The following is a 16,913-nucleotide window of genomic DNA, read 5'->3' on the forward strand; positions in this document are numbered from 1 at the left end:
TGCTACACAAGGGGGTTGCCCGTGGCGGACTCGTTTGTGCACCTGCACGTGCACACCGAGTACTCGATGCTCGACGGCGCGGCCAAGGTCGCCCCGCTGTTCGAGGAGGCGGGCCGGCTCGGCATGACGGCGGTCGGCATGAGCGACCACGGCAACATGTACGGGTCCGACGAGTTCTACCAAACGGCGATGAAGACCGGCATCAAGCCGATCATCGGCATCGAGGCCTACCTCGCCCCGCACAACCGCCTGCACAAGAAGCCGGTCGCCTGGGGCGATCCCGGTCAGCGCGGCGACGACATCTCCGGCGCCGGCGCGTACACCCACATGACGATGTGGGCGCGCAACGCCGACGGTCTGCGCAACCTCTTCCGGCTGCACACCGAGGCGAGCAAGACGGGCTACTACTACAAGCCCCGCATGGACCGCGAGCTCGTCGCGGAGCACGCGAGCGGCATCATCGCGACGACCGGCTGCCCGTCCGGCGAGGTGCAGACCCGGCTGCGGCTCGGCCAGGTCGACGAGGCGTTCAAGGCCGCGGCCGACTACCAGGAGATCTTCGGCAAGGAGAACTTCTTCCTGGAGCTGATGGACCACGGCCTGGAGATCGAGACCAGGGTCCGCGAGGGCCTGCTGGAGATCAGCCGCAAGCTCGGCATCCCGCCGCTCGCGACCAACGACAGCCACTACGTCACCAAGGACCAGGCGGACACGCACTCCGCGTTGCTCTGCGTGCAGTCCGGCAAGATGCTGACGGACCCGAACCGGTTCAAGTTCGACGGCGACGGTTACTACCTGAAGTCGGCCGAGGACATGCGGCAGATCTGGAAGGACCTGCCGGAGGCATGCGACAACACGCTGCTCGTCGCGGAGATGGTCGAGTCGTACGACGACATCTGGAGCATCAAGGACCGGATCCCGAACTTCGAGGTCCCCGAGGGCGAGGACCAGGCGTCGTGGTTCCGCAAGGAGATCCGGCGCGGCCTGGAGTGGCGGTTCCGCGACTCGTCCGTGCCCGACGAGTACATCAAGCGCTGTGACTACGAGGCCCAGGTCATCATCGACAAGGGCTTCCCGGCGTACTTCCTCATCGTCGCCGACCTGATCAACTACGCCCGCAGCGTCGGCATCCGCGTCGGCCCCGGCCGTGGTTCCGCGGCAGGCGCCGCCGTGTCGTGGGCGATGGGCATCACGAACATCGACCCGATCCCGCACGGCCTGCTGTTCGAGCGGTTCCTGAACCCCGAGCGCACCGCCATGCCCGACATCGACATCGACTTCGACGACCGCCGTCGAGGCGAGATGATCCGGTACGCCAGCGAGAAGTACGGCGCCGACAAGGTCGCGCAGGTGATCACGTTCGGCACGATTAAGACCAAGGCCGCGCTGAAGGACTCCGCGCGCGTGCACCACGGTCAGCCGGGCTTCGCGATCGCCGACAAGATCTCCAAGGCGCTGCCGCCGCCGATCATGGCGAAGGACATCCCGCTCAACGGCATCGTCAACAAGAGCCACCCGCGCTACGGCGAGGCCGCCGAGGTCCGGTCGCTGCTCGAGACCGACGTGCAGGTGAAGGAGATCTTCGACACCGCGCTCGGCCTCGAGGGCCTGATCCGCAACGCCGGTGTGCACGCGTGTGCGGTCATCATGTCGAAGGACCCGCTCACCGACTCCATCCCGCTCTGGTACCGCGACGACGGCTCGTTCATCACGGGCTGGGACTACCCGTCGTGCGAGAACATCGGCCTGCTGAAGATGGACTTCCTCGGGCTGCGCAACCTCACGGTCATGGGCGACGCCGTCGACAACATCGAGGCGAACCGCGGCAAGGACGCCGTCCCGGACTTCGACAAGCTCCCGATGGACGACCCGGAGACGTACGCGCTGCTCGGCCGCGGTGACACGCTCGGCGTGTTCCAGCTGGACGGTGGCCCGATGCGCGACCTGCTGCGCCGCATGCAGCCGACGACGTTCGAGGACATCGTCGCGGTCGGCGCGCTGTACCGCCCCGGTCCGATGGGTGTGAACGCGCACAACGACTACGCGGACCGCAAGAACGGCCGTCAGGAAGTCAAGCCGATCCACCCGCAGCTCGCCGAGCCGCTCAAGGAGATCCTCGGCGAGACGCACGGTCTGATCGTCTACCAAGAGCAGATCATGTTCATCGCCCAGGAGGTCGCGGGCTACTCCATGGGCCGCGCGGACGTGCTCCGCAAGGCCATGGGCAAGAAGAAGGCCGAGGTGCTGGCCAAGGAGTTCGAGGGCTTCCAGGAGGGCATGCGCAACGACCCGCGCGGGTTCTCCGACGAGGCGATCCAGGCGCTGTGGGACACGATCCTCCCGTTCGCCGGCTACGCGTTCAACAAGTCGCACGCCGCCGCGTACGGCCTGATCTCGTACTGGACCGCGTACCTCAAGGCGAACTTCCGCGCCGAGTACATGGCCGCGCTGCTCACGTCCGTCGGTGACAACAAGGACAAGTCCGCGGTCTACCTCGCGGAGTGCCGCCGCCTGGGCATCAAGGTCCTCCCGCCGGACGTCAACGAGTCGGCGCTGCGCTTCGGTGCGGTCGGCACGGACATCCGCTTCGGCATGGGCGCGATCCGCAACGTCGGCGCGAACGTCGTCGAGTCGATCATCAAGTCCCGCAAGGAGAAGGGCGCCTACACGTCCTTCACGGACTTCATGGACAAGTCCGAGCTCGTCGCCTGCAACAAGCGCGTGATCGAGTCGCTGATCAAGGCCGGCGCGTTCGACTCGTTCGGCAACCCGCGGCTGTCGCTGATCCAGGTGCACGAGGACGCGGTCGACGCGGTCGTGCCGATCAAGCGCAAGGAGGCCGAGGGCCAGTTCGACCTCTTCGGCGGCGACAGCGCGGACGACCAGGACGACAGCACGTCCCCGTTGGCGCACCTGAAGTTCGGCGCCGAGGAGTACCCGCGCAAGCAGATGCTCAGCCTCGAGAAGGAGATGCTGGGCCTCTACGTCTCCTCACACCCGCTCGACGGTGCCGAACGGATCCTGCGCAAGTTCGCGCCGCGCCCGATCGCCGTCGTGCTCGACGACCCGCCCAAGGAAGGCGAGCTGATCGTCTCGGGCATGATCTCGTCGATCGAGCGCCGGGTGAACAAGAACGGCCTGCCGTGGGCGATCACGGTCATCGAGGACCTGGACGCGTCCATCGAGGTGCTGTTCTTCCCGAAGTCGTACGAGGTGCTGCGCGACGACCTCGAGCTCGACTCCGCCGTCTGCGTCAAGGGCCGGGTGAACTGGCGCGAGGACAAGATGGCGATCTTCGGTGACGGCGTCGTGCCGCTCGACATCAGCGACGCCGAGGCGAACCCCGGGGCCGACCCGCCCCTCGTCCTCGGCCTGCACACCAAGACGCTGACGCCGGAGTTGATCGAGGAACTCAAGATGGTGTTCAAGTCGCACGAGGGGCAGGTCGCCGTGCACCTCGAGGTGCAGAAGCGCGACAAGTCGAAGGAAATGCTGGTCGTGGACAACTTCCGGGTCAGCACGACGCCGTCGCTCTTCGGTGACCTCAAGACGATCCGCGGCGTGACGATCCACCGCTAGAGGTCCAGGACCAGATCGGTCTCCGGTCGCGCGCAGCAGATCAGCGCGTGGCCGGGAGCTGGTGGTTCCAGCGGCTCCGGGTCGTTCGTGATCGTGCCGGACAGCACCGGGGTCACGCACGTGTGGCAGACGCCGGTGCGGCACGACCAGCGCGTGGGGACGTCGCAGGCCTCGGCGAGGTCGAGGATCGACTCGCTGCCCCTGACCGCGGCGGTGAGGCCGCTGCGGGCGAACGTGATCTTCGGCCCGGTTCCTGCGCTTGAGGGTTGGTGCGGCGCAACGGGTTTCGCGTCGGTGAGGCCGGGGTTGATCGGCGTGCGGGCACCGAAGAGCTCGGTGTGGATGCGCGCCGGATCGAAGCCGAGGCCGACCAGCGCTGCGCGCATGTCTTCCATGAAGGCGTTGGGGCCGCACAGGTAGGCGCTCGCGGTAGCGGGCAGATCGACCAGATCGGTCTTCGTCAGCCGGCCTCTGTCGGAGAGGCGGACCAGCACATGATTCGGCGCGAGCTCCCGCACTTCCTCGGCGAAGGCCTGGTCATCCGAGCGGGTCGTGTGCACCCACCAAACCTCGCGGTCCGTCCCCTGCAAGGCGTGCAGCATCGCCAGCACCGGCGTGATCCCGACCCCTGCCGACAGCAGCACCACCGGTTCGTTGCCGGGCTCCAGCACGAACTCCCCGCGCGGCGCCGCCACTTCCAGCGTGTCGCCGGCCTTCACGTTGTCGTGCAACCAGTTGCTGACCACGCCGTCGCGCTTGACGCTGATCCGGTACGAGTCAGCCGAGAGCGAGTAGCTGCGCACCCCGCCCGGCACCCGGACCGTCAGGTACTGGCCGGGCAACGCGCGCGGCAGCCCCTCACCGGCGAGGTGGAACGACGTGATGGACGGGCTCTCCGGCACGACCGCCTCCACCCGCAACGGCCGGAACCCCTCCCAGCCAACGGGTTCCGGCTCCGGAGGCGTCAGCAGGTCGCGGAACGAACCCTGCCAGCCGGGGCTGAGCGCGGGGATGTCGACGGCCTTGAGCAGGCTCTCGCGGTCCCTGCCCGGCAGGTACAACAACGCGTCGATCGCGGCCACGCTCATCCGGTGCCGTCCGACGCGCGTGCGCACGATCTCGTCGCCCGCCCGCACCTCGCCCTCGGTGAGGACGCGCAGGTAGAAGCCGGGGCGGCCGTGCGCGACCATCAACGACGGCATGCGCGGCTCGTCCAGCCGCATCCCGACGCGGTAGCAGGTGACGCGCGGCTGGGTGACCTCGAACTCGGCCTCGCCGATGCGGAACCGGTCGCCGACGTGCACCTCGGTGTCGGCCAGGCCCTCGACCGTGAAGTTCTCGCCGAACTGGCCGTACTCGAACGCGCGCCCGAGTTCGGCGTGCCAGTGCTCGTACGACTCCCGTTGGTACACCAGCACCGCGCGGTTCTCGCCGCCGTGCCCGCCGAGGTCGCCCTGACCGTCGCCGTCGACGTTGAGCCTGCGGACCATCAGCGGTCCGTCGACGGGCTGCTTGAAGATTCCGGTGTGGACGGTCCGGCCGTGCCAGGAGACGTCCTTCGGCAGGCCGACGTTCAGCGACAGCAGGCGGGCCATCAGCGTTCTCCTCGCGTGCGCTGGTAGTGACGCCGGGCCTTCATCCTGTTGCCGCACACCGCCATCGAGCACCAGCGGGCGGAGTTCGGCTTGCTGTGGTCGATCAGGAAGAGACGGCAGTCGGGGTTCGCGCACGGCCGCAGCCGGCCGGGACTCGACGTCCGCACCGCGTCCCAGGCGAGCACCGCCCGCGCGGCGGTCGTCCGGCCTTCCGGCAGGTCGAGGTGCCACACGACGCCGGCCGGGGCGACGCCCGCCCGTTGCCGCACGCCCTCGACGAAGGCCGCCAGCGCGGTGGGTTCCTCGGTGCCGCGCACCACCGCCTGCAACGCGTCGCGCGCCGGCGCCAGGGCTCGCAGCTCGTCCTTCGAGGCGGGCTGGTCGTGCGACGTCAGCCAGCCCGGACCGTCCTCCGCGAGCAGGTCGTGCGGCCCGTCGTCGAGGACCGGCGTGGTGTTCAGCAGGTCGAGCAGCAGCGCCTCGTCCATTTCTAACCTCCAAAGTAACCCTTGACAGGTTATAGGACGACCTGACTAACTATCAACCATAATTTAAAGGGTTAGGAGATGGTCATGGGTCTGTCGTGGCAGCAAGGGCCGTTGGGTGCGAAGGCCGTGGGGCGGTTCCTCACGCCGGAGCCGTTGCCGGAACGACTGTTGTGGGCCGAACCGCTGCGGCGCCGGATGCGCGTCAAGCACGGCGGGGAGTGGGTCGCGGACAGCGAGGACGTCGTGCTGCTGCACGAGCCCGGCCGTTATCCGGTCGCGTACTTCCCGCGCGACGACGTGACGGGCCTCGAAGAAGAGACGCGCACGACGAACCACCGCGATTTCGGCGCCACCAAGTGGTTCGCGGTGGGGATGTCGAAGCACGCGGCGTGGCAGCACGCCGACCTGCCCGCGCACGCGGAGATCCTGCGGGATCGCGTCGCCTTCGCCTGGCGAGCGATGGAAGCGTTCTACGAGGAGGACGAGCGGATCGTCGGGCACGCGGCCGACCCGTACCACCGCATCGACATCCGGCAGACCTCGCGGCACCTCGTCGTGCGGGACGGCGACCGGGTCGTCGCGGACACGAAGAGGCCGCTGGCGCTGTACGAATCCGGCTTCGCCACGCGCTGGTACGTGCCTCGCGAGGACATCGCCGCGGACGCGCTGAAGCACGTCGAAGGCGAAACCTTCTGCCCCTACAAGGGTTTGGCGAGCTACTACGACATCGGTGACCGCAAGCGCGCCGCCTGGTCGTACCCGGACGCGTGGGCCGAGGTCGCCCCGGTCTCGGACTGGGTCTCGTTCGAACCCGACGTCGTCGACGTGTGGCTCGACGACCGCAAGCTGGCCCTGGAGCCAGGACAAACCGTTGTGCCGCACGGCATCGACCGCGGCCTCACCCCGGAAGAGATCGAGGGACAGCGATGAGGGTTCTGGTCATCGGACGCGACAGCGGCATCGCCGGAGCGGTGGCCGCGAAGGTGCGGGACGCCGGCGGCACCGTCGTCCTGGCCGGACGCAACCAGGACGAGCACGTCGACCTGACCGACGAGAGCAGCGTCCGAGCCCTGGCGGAACGGATCGGCGCCGTCGACCACGTCGTGTCGACCGCGTCGGCCAGAGCCCGCGGCACCGTCGCGGACCTCGACCGGGACGCCGTGCGGGCGTCGTTCGACGTGAAGGTGATCGGCCCGATCCTGCTGGCCAGGCACTTCGCCCCGCGCCTGCCCGCCACCGGTTCGTTCGTCTTCTTCTCCGGCGCCTCCGCCCGCAAGGTCATGTCGGGCATGCTCGCCGTCGGCGCGACCAACGCCGCCGTGGACGCCGTCACGCGGAGCCTCGCGGTCGAGCTCGCGCCGATCCGCGTCAACGCGATCTCGCCGGGCACGATCGACACCGGCGCGTACGACGGTCTTGGCGCGGAACGCAAAGCCGCGTTGTTCGCGGCCCGCGAGGCCACCAGCCCCGCAGGTCGCGTCGGGCAGGCGAGCGAGATCGCCGACGCGGTGTTCTTCGCGCTCACGAACACGTTCCTGACCGGCGTCTCGCTGAGCGTCGACGGGGGAGAGGTGCTGGTCTGAGATGGACTACCGGATCGAGGTGGTGACCATCCCCGTCAGCGACGTGGACAAGGCGATCACCTTCTACACGAAAATGGCCGGATTCGAGTTGGATGTCGACTATCGGCCGAACGACCAATTCCGCGTCGTGCAACTCACCCCGCCCGGTTCGGGGTGTTCCATCCAGTTCGGCACGGGTGTCGGCAACTACCTCGTCGTCAGTGACATCGAGGCCGCGCACCGGGAGATGGCAGGTCGTGGCGTCAGCGTCGGACCGTTGCGGCACAAGGCGGGCATGCCCGACTGGCAGGGTGGGTTCGTGCCGGGACGAGATCCCGCGCGGCGCAACTACGCGAGCTTCTTCGACTTCACCGACCTCGACGGCAACCTGTGGACAGTCCAAGAACGAGGATCGCTCGAGAAATAGTGGCGAGGGTCGAGTAAACGGGGTTAACTGGGTGAGGTGACGACACTCACCCAGTTGCCCGACGACTACGTCCAGAACCCGCACGCAGTGCACGACATGTTGCGTGCGGAGGGGCCGGTGCAGGAAGTCCACATGCCGCGTGGGCTCAAGGTCTGGCTCGTGACCCGGTACGACGAGGCGAAGGTCGCCCTCACCGCTCCCGAGGTCAGCAAGAACGTCGTGGAGGGCGGTCACCTCATGATCGCGCACTCCACCGACCCCGGGCAGGTCCGCAAGTTCGAACCCACCTTCTCCGGGAACATGCTCAACCTGGACCCGCCCGACCACACCCGGCTGCGCAAGCTCGTGACCAAGGCGTTCACCGCCCGCCGCGTCGAGCTGCTGCGCCCGCGCGTGCAGGAGATCTCCGCCGAGCTGATCTCCAAGCTGAACGACGGCGACGAAGTCGACCTGCTGGACGTGTTCGCGTTCCCGCTGCCCATCACGGTGATCTGTGAGCTGCTCGGGATCCCGATCGACAACCGCGACGACTTCCGCGAGTGGTCGAACCAGCTGCTGTCCTTCGGCACGCCGGAGCAGGTCCAGGCGGCAGCCGGCTCGATGGCCGCGTTCCTGCACCAGCACGTCACGGCCATCGCCGAGGCCGAACCGAACGACACGTTCTTCTCCGCCCTCGTGCACGCCGACGAGTCCGGCGACCGGCTGAACACCGAAGAGCTGATCTCGATGGCGTTCCTGCTGCTCGTGGCGGGCCACGAGACGACGGTGAACCTCATCGGCAACGCGGTGCTGTCGCTGCTGCAGAACCCGGACCAGCTGCAGATCCTCAAGGACCGCCCGGAGCTGATCCCGGCGAGCACCGAGGAGTTCCTGCGGCTGGAGGGACCGGTCAACGTCGCGACCTTCCGCTACACCAAGCAGGCCCTCGACCTCGGCGGCGTCACGGTGCCCGCCGGCGAGATCCTGATGGTGTCGCTGGTCGCCGCGAACCGCGACCCCGAGCGCTACGAGAACCCCGACCAGCTCGACGTGACGCGGTCCGCGCAGGGCCACGTGGCGTTCGGCCACGGCATCCACTTCTGCGTCGGCGCGCCGCTGGCCCGCCTGGAGTTCGACGTGGCGATGACGCAGCTGCTGGCGCGGTTCCCGAACCTGACGCTCGCCGCGGAGCCGGAGACGCTGGTGTGGCGGGACAGCACGCTGATCCGCGGCCTGCACACGCTGCCGGTGCGCCTCGCCTAATGTCGGGCGGGTGGACGACCTGCTGAAGCTCGACCAGGCGCACGTCTGGCACCCGTACGGCCCGATGCCGGGCACCCAGGAACCGCTGCTCGTCGCGGAGGCCTCGGGTGTCCGGCTCACCCTCGCGGACGGCCGCGAGCTGGTCGACGGCATGTCGTCGTGGTGGGCGGCCATCCACGGCTACCGCCACCCGGTGCTGGACGCGGCCGTGACGTCCCAGCTCGGCCGGATGAGCCACGTGATGTTCGGCGGGCTCACGCACGAGCCCGCCATCCGGCTCTGCGCGAAGCTGGTGGAGATCACGCCTTCGGAGCTCCAGCACGTGTTCCTGTGCGACTCCGGCTCGGTGTCGGTCGAGGTCGCCGTGAAGATGTGCCTGCAGTACTGGCGGTCGCAGAACCGGCCGGAGAAGCACCGCCTGCTGACGTGGCGCGGCGGGTACCACGGCGACACGTTCAACCCCATGTCCGTGTGCGACCCGGACGGCGGGATGCACTCGTTGTGGCGCGGAATCCTGCCGCAGCAGGTGTTCGCCGACGAACCGCCGGCCGAGATGGACACCGCGTACGTCCAGCACCTCTCGGATCTCATCGAAGCGCACGCCGACGAGCTGGCCGCGATCATCGTCGAGCCGGTCGTGCAGGGTGCCGGCGGCATGAGGTTCCACGACCCGCGCTACCTGCACGTGTTGCGTGAGCTCGCGTACACACACGACGTGCTGCTGGTGTTCGACGAGATCGCCACGGGCTTCGGCCGCACCGGCGAGCTGTTCGCCGCCGACCACGCGAACGTCAGCCCGGACGTGATGTGCCTGGGCAAGTCGCTGACCGGCGGATACATGACGATGGCCGCCACGTTGTGCACTTCGCGCGTCGCCGACGGGATCAGCAAGGGCGAGGTGCCGGTGCTCGCGCACGGGCCGACGTTCATGGGCAACCCGCTGGCCGCCTCGGTGTCGCTGGCGTCGATCGACCTGCTGCTGTCCCAGGACTGGAAGCGCGAGGTCGCGCGGATCTCAGCGGGACTGTCGGCTGGACTCGCGCCGGCACGCGCGTTGCCCGGCGTTCGGGACGTGCGCGTGCTGGGCGCTATCGGTGTCGTGCAGTTGCATGAGCCCGTGGACATGGCACGGGCGACGAAGGCGGCCGTGGACGCGGGGGTGTGGCTGCGGCCGTTCCGCGACCTGATCTACACGATGCCGCCGTTCATCAGCACGGACGACGACATCGCGGCGATCTGTCAGGGCGTGATCGCGGCGGCGAGCTGAGTGTCGGTCGGCTCGACCATGAACTCGCCGTTCGGGAGCACCACGACGGGGATCTGCTTGCGGCCGGAGATCTCGATCGCCTTGTCCCGCGCGGCGTCGTCGTGCTCGACGTCGACGTAGGTGAACGGCACGTTGTTGCGGGTCAGCCACGACTTGGCCCGGCGGCAGTCGCCACACCATTCGGCGCCGTACATCACGATCGGTTGCTCGGTCATGCCCTCACGGTAGGTGACGGCCTAGGGTGAGTGCCTGTGAGCGTGCTGGTGATCACCGGAACCGGGACCGAGGTCGGCAAGACCGCCGTGACCGCGGGCATCGCGGCTTTGGCCAGGGCAGAAGGCAGACGGGTCGCGGTGCTGAAGCCCGCGCAGACCGGCCTGCTGCCCGGCGAGCCGGGCGACGTGGCGGAGGTGGCGCGGCTCGCGGGCGACGTGACGACCCGTGAGCTGGCGAGATACCCCGACCCGCTGGCCCCGGCCACCGCGGCCAGACGCGCGGGCATGGCCACGATCCACCCCAAGGACGTCGCCGCGGCCGTGACGGAGCTCGACGAGACCCACGACCTGGTGCTGGTCGAGGGCGCGGGCGGGCTGCTGGTGCGGTTCGACGAGAGCGGTTCGACCCTGGCCGACATCGCGTGGGCGGTGAACGCGCCGGTCCTGATCGTGGCGCAGGCGGGCCTCGGCACGCTGAACACGACCGCGCTGACGGCCGAGGCGCTGCAACGGCGTGGGCTCGAGGCGATCGGCGTCGTGGTCGGCAGCTGGCCGTTGCACCCCGACCTCGCCTCCCTCACCAACCTGGCCGACCTGCCGGAAGCGGCGGGCGCCCCGTTGCTCGGTGCGCTGCCGCAGGGTGTGACGAAGCTCGGTTCTGTGGATTTCCTGGGTGTTGCCAAGAGATCGTTCTCACCATGGTTCGGCGGAGCGTTCGACCCGGACACGTTCGCGGCTCAGTTCGCGGTCCAGTGACCTACGTCGCTCCACGATGAAGGATTCAGTGCGGCATAGTGCACGCCAGGCCACAGGAGGAGGAGAGACCGTGACCGCAGCTCCGGAACAGATCGACGTGCTCGACGAAGCTCGTGAGCAGGTGCTCGAACGAGGAGTCGGACTGTCGGAGGAGCAGGTCCTCAAGGTCCTCGAACTACCTGAGGACAGGATCCCCGAACTGCTCGCGCTGGCCCACCAGGTCCGCGAACGCTGGTGCGGCCCCGAGGTCGAGGTCGAGGGCATCGTCTCGCTCAAGACCGGCGGCTGCCCCGAGGACTGCCACTTCTGCTCGCAGTCGGGCCAGTTCCCGTCGCCCGTGCGGTCGGCGTGGCTGGACATCCCCGGCCTGGTCCGCGCGGCGCGGCAGACCCGGGACACCGGCGCGACCGAGTTCTGCATCGTGGCGGCCGTGCGCGGCCCGGACAAGCGGCTGCTGTCGCAGGTCCGCGACGGCATCAAGGCGATCCGCGAGGACGGCAACGACATCCAGATCGCCTGCTCGCTGGGCATGCTCACGCAGGAGCAGGTCGACGAGCTCGTGGCGATGGGCGTGCACCGCTACAACCACAACCTCGAGACGGCCCGCTCGCACTTCCCGGAGGTCGTGACCACGCACTCCTGGGAGGAGCGCTGGGACACGCTGCGGATGATCCGCGACGCCGGCATGGAGGTCTGCTGCGGCGGCATCATCGGCATGGGGGAGACGCTGGCGCAGCGCGCGGAGTTCGCCGTGCAGCTCGCCGAGCTGGAGCCCGACGAGGTGCCGTTGAACTTCCTCATCCCGAACCCCGGCACGCCGTACGAGAACTACCCGGTCGTGGAGGGCGCCGAGGCGTTGCGCACGGTCGGCGCGTTCCGGCTCGCACTGCCGCGCACGATCCTGCGGTTCGCGGGCGGCCGCGAGCTGACGTTCGGCGACCTGGGCGCGAAGCAGGGCATGCTCGGCGGCATCAACGCGATCATCGTCGGCAACTACCTGACGAACCTCGGCCGTCCGGCGCAGCAGGACCTCGACATGCTGGAAGAGCTGTCGATGCCCATCAAGGCGCTGAGCCAGACCCTGTGATGATTGCTCTCGTGTACTGCTCCTTCTGCGGCAAAGAGGAAGCTGACGGCGACCACGCGTTCTGCCGTCAGCGGCTGTCCATGATCGACCCGCCGCGGTACTGCGCGGAGTGCGCGCGCCGCATGGTCGTTCAGGTGACGCCGGACGGCTGGACGGCGCGCTGCAGCCGCCACGGAGAGACCGCTTCGGCTCGGTAGTAATCTCTCGCGAATGGACGAGAAAGCAGCGCCGGTGCGCATCGAACCCGTGCCGGAGCCGCCGTACGTCTACCACTACTACCTCCGGCCACGGCCGAAGGTGGTGGTGAAGCGGGACCTGCTGCCGGGCGTCGTGGTGGCGCTGACGACGTTCGCGTTCGGGCTGCCCGCCGCGTACCTGTGGTCGTGGCTGGCGCCGGCGCAGCTGAAGATCGTCTCGGCGCAGGACGGCAAGTTCTACCCGATCGGGCTGGAGAGCTACCACCGGCTCGACGCGCTGATGGTGTTCGTGATGATCGGCCTCGGCGCCGGTGTGATCACCGGGATCGCGACGTGGCTGCTGCGGCAGCGGCGCGGGCCGGTCGCGATGCTCGGGATGACCGTCGGCGCGTTCGGCGCGGGCTGGTTCATGCAGTACCTGGGCGGCTCGCTCGCCGCCGGCGCGTACCCGATGCCCGCGACGATCAAGGCGAACGACACGTTGCTCATCGCGCCGTCGTTGGAGACGTGGTGGGGGATTCTGGCGTGGCCCCTGGGCGCCGCGCTGGCGTACGGCTGCTGTGCGGCGTGGAACGGACTCGATGACCTGGGACGACGCCTCGGCTGAGTTTGCCGGGGCGCCGTCCTCGTGCAGGCCTATCCCACTCGGTAGGCGAAGTCCGGCATGTCGGTGACGAACATCTGACCCGGCGCGTGCGTGATCGCGAACGGCGGCTTGGACTTCATCAGCACCGCCTGCGGAGTGACCCCGCAGGCCCAGAACACCGGCACGTCACCGGGTTCGGGCTCCACGGCGTCCCCGAAGTCCGGCGTGTGGACGTCGTCGATGCCGAGCATCCTCGGGTCGCCCGCACCGACCGGGGCGCCGTGCACCGACGGCATGAGCGCGGTGACCTTGTGCGCGATGTCGACCAACGACTCCGGGATCCAGCGCATCGACACGACCATCGGGCCGTGCAGCCGTCCCGCCGGGCGGCACTGGATGTCCGTCCTGAACATCGAGACGTTCCTGCCCTGCTCGACGTGCCGCAGCGGCACGCCCGCGTTGGTCAGCGCCGTCTCGAACGTGAAGCTGCAGCCGATCAGGAACGTCACCAGGTCGTCGCGCCAGTACGGCGTGGCGTCCTCCGGTTCGGCGGTGAGCTCACCGTTCTCCCAGATCCGGTAGCGCGGCGCGTGGGTGCGCACGTCGGCGTCCTGCTTGAGCGCGCTGACCGTCTCGCCCGCGTCCAGCACGTCGAGCACCGGGCACGGCTTGGGGTTGCGGTGGGTGAAGAGGAGGAAGTCGTAGGCCCAGTCCCGCGGAATCGCGATCAGGTTGGCCTGCGCCTGTCCCGGTGCCTGTCCCGCGGTCGTCATTCGAGCTCCTTGTTGACGGTCTCCGGCAACCAGATGAGGGCGACGACGGCGATCCCGTACGCGGCCGCCCCGAACAGCATCGCACCGCCGATGCCGAGACGGTCGGCCATGAACCCGACCAGACCGGGGAACACCGCGCCGAACGCGCGCCCGAAGTTGTACGTGAAGCCCTGCCCCGTTCCCCGCAGCTGCGTCGGGTACAGCTCGGACAGGTAGCTCCCGAACCCGCTGAAGATGGCGGACATGCAGAACCCGAGCGGGAAGCCGAGGAACATGACCAACGTGTTGGCGCCGTTGGGGATCTGCGTGTACGCCACGATCAGCAGCGCGCTCGCGATGGCGAACACCGTGAAGGTCTTCTTGCGCCCCAGGTAGTCCGTCAGATAGCCGCCGCACACGTACCCGATGAACGCGCCGGTGATGAGGAACGCGAGGTACCCGCCCGTGCCGATGATGGTGAGCCCGCGCCCGGTCTGCAGGAACGCCGGCAGCCACGTGGCGAGCGTGTAGTACCCGCCCTGCACACCGGTCGCGAGCAGTGCGGCGAACAGCGTGGTCTTGAGGATCGGCCCCTGGAAGATCTTCGGGAACGTGCCGCGCTCCTTGGGCTGGGCCTTGGTCTCCGGCGCGTCGTCGACGTTGCGGCGCACGTAGAAGATGAGGATCGCGGGCAGCGCACCGGTCCAGAACATGATCCGCCAGCTGATCGCGGGGTCGGCCACCGACGCGACGATGGTGTTGACGACGACCGCGAGCCCCCAGCCGACCGCCCAGGCGCTCTGGATGAACGCCACCGTCCGGCCGCGGTACTTCGGCTTGCAGTACTCGGCCACGAGGATCGCCCCGGCCGCCCACTCGCCACCGAACCCGAGCCCCTGCAACGCCCGGAACACCAGCAACGTCTCGTAGTTGGTCGCGAACCCGCACAGCACCGTGAAGAACGCGTACGCCGCCACCGTGATGATCAGCGTCTTGGACCGGCCGAACCGGTCGGCCATGATGCCCGCCACCGCGCCACCGATGGCGCTCATGAGCAGCGTGCTCGTGCCCAGCAGGCCGGCCTCGGCCTTGGTGAGCCCGAAGTAGCCGGTGATCGCGACCAGGCTCAGGGGCAGGACCCAGTAGTCGTACGAGTCCAGTCCGTAGCCGCCGAAGGCGCCGACGAACGCGCGCCTGCCCTTCTGGCCGAGACTGCGGAACCAGGCGAAACGGCCTGTGTCCTCGGTCGTGGACGTGCTCATGGGACACCTCGCAGCGTGGTGGAGGAGTGGGAGAGAAGCGGTGGAGTGTGATGTGGACCTCAGAGTACGAATTGTTCAACAATCCCACAAGGCCACAATCCAACGATCCAACGATCGGAGCCCGAGGATCGGCTTCTTGGCTCCGGTGGGTGCGGCTCAACGGTCTGCGGAACCCGTCCGCGGCGCGCTCTGCGCTCGAGCCTCAGCTCGCCTCGGCCTGAGGTCCGCTGCTCGACGAACGCTCGAACGCTGCTGACGGCACCGCGCTCAGCGAACCGCTCGAACTCTGCCGACGGCACCGCGCTCTGCCACACCACCGCAGGTGCCGGGCCGTCGCGGATGCCCGTCCACAGGCCACGACCTGACCGCCGAGGTCGAAGACGCCAGAGCGGTCCTGAAATCCCCGGCACCTGATCGCCTGCGAACCCCGTTCGGCGCCACCCCGCGCCGGCGTTCGAGAAGTTCCGCGGAACCTAGTTGGGACTGGGCACGTGCCCGAACTCCGTCAACGGCACCGGAACGGCCTTCAGGGCGCTCAAGATCCCGGTCTCCCGATGCAGCATCTTCCGCACCAGCCGCAACCGGCGGGCAGGCGACCGCTCCTCCAGCAGCCGCTGCCGATCCTCGACCGGCAACAGGCAGTCCGCGGCCAGCAGGTACGACAACGCCCCCAGCGACACGTCGTCGGAAGGCGCGGACCAGTCCTCCTGGTGCCAGGCCGCCCCGCAGTACCGCTCGTGGGCGGCCCGCGCCCCGCGTTCCAGGAGCGGCACGACCTCCTGCGCCGCCTCGGGCACCGCGGCGTCGTCCAGGTAGTCGACGTGCGCCAGCAGGTACGGCGCGGTGGTCGTGTCCACGTCCAGCAGGCGGAAGCGCCGCACCCCGCGCGTCACGATGTCGAACCGGCCCTCGGGCAACGGCCGGGCGTCGAGCAGGTCGGCCGAGCAGCCGATGTCCTTCAGGGAGCGGACGTTGTCGGCGCCCACCTCCCAGCCCTCCTTGATGCACACGACGCCGAACGTGCGCCCGAACAGCGAGCCCGTCATCAGGTCCACGACGAGCTGGCGGTAGCGCGGCTCGAAGATGTGCAACGGCAGCGACGCGCCGGGCAGCAGCACGGTGCCCAGCGGGAACAGCGGAAGCGTCTCTGCCACGCGTGCAACGTTACGTGGTGCCACCTCCGCCTGCTGGACGGCCGGATCCCGGCGGCCTCAGCACGGCGAACGGATCGGTGACTTTGATTCCCTTGGCGCTGAACCGGAACAGCGCCGCCGGGCGGCCGCCGGACGGGCCGGGGGGAGCGGTGCCACCCGTCGGTTCCAGCAGCAACCGGCGGGACAGCACGCGTTGCAGGTTCGTCGCGGACACCCGGTAGCCCAGGGCCGCGGAGTAGTGGTCGCGCAACAGCGAGATCGTGAACTCCGGCGGCGCCAGCGCGAAACCGAGGTTCGTGTACGACAGCTTCGAGCCGAGCCTGTGCCTCGCTCGATGCACGATCGAAGCGTGGTCGAACGCCATGGCGGGCAACTTCTCGGTGCAGTGCCAGGCCGTGTCCGAAGGGACCTCCGGATCGACGTCCGAAGGGACCAGTCCGAGGAACGCGGTCGCCACGACCCGGGGTCCGGGAACGCGGTCCGGGGCGCTGAACACGGCCAGCTGCTCGACGTGTGACAACTGTCGCACGTCGACTTTTTCCGCCAGCTGACGGCGGATCGAGGACTCCACGTCCTCGTCCACCCGGAGCCCGCCGCCCGGCAACGACCAGCGGTGAGCGTGTGGTTCCCGAGCGCGCTCCCACAGCATGACCTGGAGTGACGCACCTCTCACCCGCAACACAGCGGCCAGAACTTCGTGCCCCACACCTGCCACCTGGCTGATACTATCGGCCACGTTTTCGA

At 68.8% G+C, this 16,913-nt stretch carries 17 protein-coding genes; 10 read left to right on the forward strand and 7 right to left on the reverse strand.

What is annotated here, in order from left to right; genetic code table 11:
* The first annotated feature begins 66 nt into the window (after nt 1–66).
* Nucleotides 67–3,579 (forward strand): DNA polymerase III subunit alpha, encoded by a 3,513-nt coding sequence (dnaE, locus tag ACFWNN_RS11710; RefSeq protein ID WP_382440122.1) that lies wholly within the window; start codon nt 67–69, stop codon nt 3,577–3,579.
* On the opposite strand, the gene ACFWNN_RS11715 is transcribed toward dnaE, so the two are convergent.
* Nucleotides 3,576–5,174, reverse strand: a complete 1,599-nt coding sequence (locus ACFWNN_RS11715; protein WP_382439849.1) for an MOSC domain-containing protein — start codon at nt 5,172–5,174, stop codon at nt 3,576–3,578. The two genes, dnaE and ACFWNN_RS11715, sit on opposite strands and share 4 nt — an antisense overlap.
* Nucleotides 5,174–5,662 (reverse strand): CGNR zinc finger domain-containing protein, encoded by a 489-nt coding sequence (locus ACFWNN_RS11720; RefSeq protein ID WP_382439850.1) that lies wholly within the window; start codon nt 5,660–5,662, stop codon nt 5,174–5,176. Before ACFWNN_RS11720 ends, ACFWNN_RS11715 begins: the two co-directional genes overlap by 1 nt.
* An 84-nt stretch (nt 5,663–5,746) precedes the next feature.
* Here ACFWNN_RS11720 and ACFWNN_RS11725 point away from each other — a divergent pair, with 84 nt between their 5' ends.
* The 5 genes from ACFWNN_RS11725 to ACFWNN_RS11745 all read left to right on the forward strand — a co-directional run bounded on the left by ACFWNN_RS11725 (nt 5,747) and on the right by ACFWNN_RS11745 (nt 10,160).
* Nucleotides 5,747–6,592, forward strand: coding sequence for a DUF427 domain-containing protein (locus tag ACFWNN_RS11725; RefSeq protein WP_382439851.1), 846 nt, complete (start codon nt 5,747–5,749; stop codon nt 6,590–6,592).
* Entirely contained in the window at nt 6,589–7,245 is a 657-nt protein-coding gene (locus tag ACFWNN_RS11730) for an SDR family oxidoreductase (protein WP_382439852.1), read from the forward strand. Before ACFWNN_RS11725 ends, ACFWNN_RS11730 begins: the two co-directional genes overlap by 4 nt.
* Before the next feature lies 1 nt (nt 7,246).
* Nucleotides 7,247–7,651, forward strand: coding sequence for a VOC family protein (locus ACFWNN_RS11735; RefSeq protein WP_382439853.1), 405 nt, complete (start codon nt 7,247–7,249; stop codon nt 7,649–7,651).
* 27 nt (nt 7,652–7,678) lie between these two features.
* The gene (locus tag ACFWNN_RS11740; RefSeq protein ID WP_382440123.1) at nt 7,679–8,893 is read left to right on the forward strand and encodes a cytochrome P450; all 1,215 of its coding nucleotides are present in this window, start codon (nt 7,679–7,681) and stop codon (nt 8,891–8,893) included.
* Nucleotides 8,894–8,957: 64 nt separating this feature from the next.
* Nucleotides 8,958–10,160, forward strand: a complete 1,203-nt coding sequence (locus ACFWNN_RS11745) for an adenosylmethionine--8-amino-7-oxononanoate transaminase (protein WP_382440124.1) — start codon at nt 8,958–8,960, stop codon at nt 10,158–10,160.
* Here ACFWNN_RS11745 and ACFWNN_RS11750 read toward each other — a convergent pair.
* On the reverse strand, nt 10,133–10,375 hold the full coding sequence (locus ACFWNN_RS11750) for a glutaredoxin family protein (protein WP_382439854.1): 243 nt from the start codon (nt 10,373–10,375) through the stop codon (nt 10,133–10,135). The two genes, ACFWNN_RS11745 and ACFWNN_RS11750, sit on opposite strands and share 28 nt — an antisense overlap.
* 36 nt (nt 10,376–10,411) lie before the next feature.
* Between ACFWNN_RS11750 and bioD the strand changes: the two genes are divergently transcribed.
* From bioD to ACFWNN_RS11770, 4 genes are all read left to right on the forward strand, one after another.
* Nucleotides 10,412–11,131, forward strand: a complete 720-nt coding sequence (gene bioD / locus ACFWNN_RS11755) for a dethiobiotin synthase (protein WP_382439855.1) — start codon at nt 10,412–10,414, stop codon at nt 11,129–11,131.
* A gap of 70 nt (nt 11,132–11,201) precedes the next feature.
* Nucleotides 11,202–12,218 (forward strand): biotin synthase BioB, encoded by a 1,017-nt coding sequence (gene bioB / locus ACFWNN_RS11760; protein WP_382439856.1) that lies wholly within the window; start codon nt 11,202–11,204, stop codon nt 12,216–12,218.
* 11 nt (nt 12,219–12,229) lie between these two features.
* On the forward strand, nt 12,230–12,415 hold the full coding sequence (locus ACFWNN_RS11765; protein WP_382439857.1) for a hypothetical protein: 186 nt from the start codon (nt 12,230–12,232) through the stop codon (nt 12,413–12,415).
* A gap of 13 nt (nt 12,416–12,428) precedes the next feature.
* Nucleotides 12,429–13,022 (forward strand): DUF2567 domain-containing protein, encoded by a 594-nt coding sequence (locus ACFWNN_RS11770; protein WP_382439858.1) that lies wholly within the window; start codon nt 12,429–12,431, stop codon nt 13,020–13,022.
* Nucleotides 13,023–13,051: 29 nt separating this feature from the next.
* On the opposite strand, the gene ACFWNN_RS11775 is transcribed toward ACFWNN_RS11770, so the two are convergent.
* The 4 genes from ACFWNN_RS11775 to ACFWNN_RS11790 all read right to left on the reverse strand — a co-directional run bounded on the left by ACFWNN_RS11775 (nt 13,052) and on the right by ACFWNN_RS11790 (nt 16,875).
* Nucleotides 13,052–13,774, reverse strand: a complete 723-nt coding sequence (locus tag ACFWNN_RS11775) for a putative hydro-lyase (protein ID WP_382439859.1) — start codon at nt 13,772–13,774, stop codon at nt 13,052–13,054.
* Nucleotides 13,771–15,015 carry an MFS transporter gene (locus tag ACFWNN_RS11780; protein ID WP_382439860.1) on the reverse strand — a complete coding sequence of 415 codons (1,245 nt, stop codon included), beginning with the start codon at nt 15,013–15,015 and terminating at the stop codon, nt 13,771–13,773. Before ACFWNN_RS11780 ends, ACFWNN_RS11775 begins: the two co-directional genes overlap by 4 nt.
* Nucleotides 15,016–15,488: 473 nt before the next feature.
* A complete protein-coding gene (locus ACFWNN_RS11785; RefSeq protein WP_382439861.1) occupies nt 15,489–16,169 on the reverse strand; it encodes an LON peptidase substrate-binding domain-containing protein in 681 nt (226 codons plus the stop codon).
* 10 nt (nt 16,170–16,179) lie between these two features.
* Nucleotides 16,180–16,875 carry an NUDIX domain-containing protein gene (locus ACFWNN_RS11790; RefSeq protein WP_382439862.1) on the reverse strand — a complete coding sequence of 232 codons (696 nt, stop codon included), beginning with the start codon at nt 16,873–16,875 and terminating at the stop codon, nt 16,180–16,182.
* Nucleotides 16,876–16,913: the final 38 nt, after the last annotated feature.

It is taken from the genome of Lentzea sp. NPDC058450 (assembly GCF_042721395.1).
In the GTDB taxonomy this organism is placed as follows: Bacteria; Actinomycetota; Actinomycetes; order Mycobacteriales; family Pseudonocardiaceae; genus Lentzea.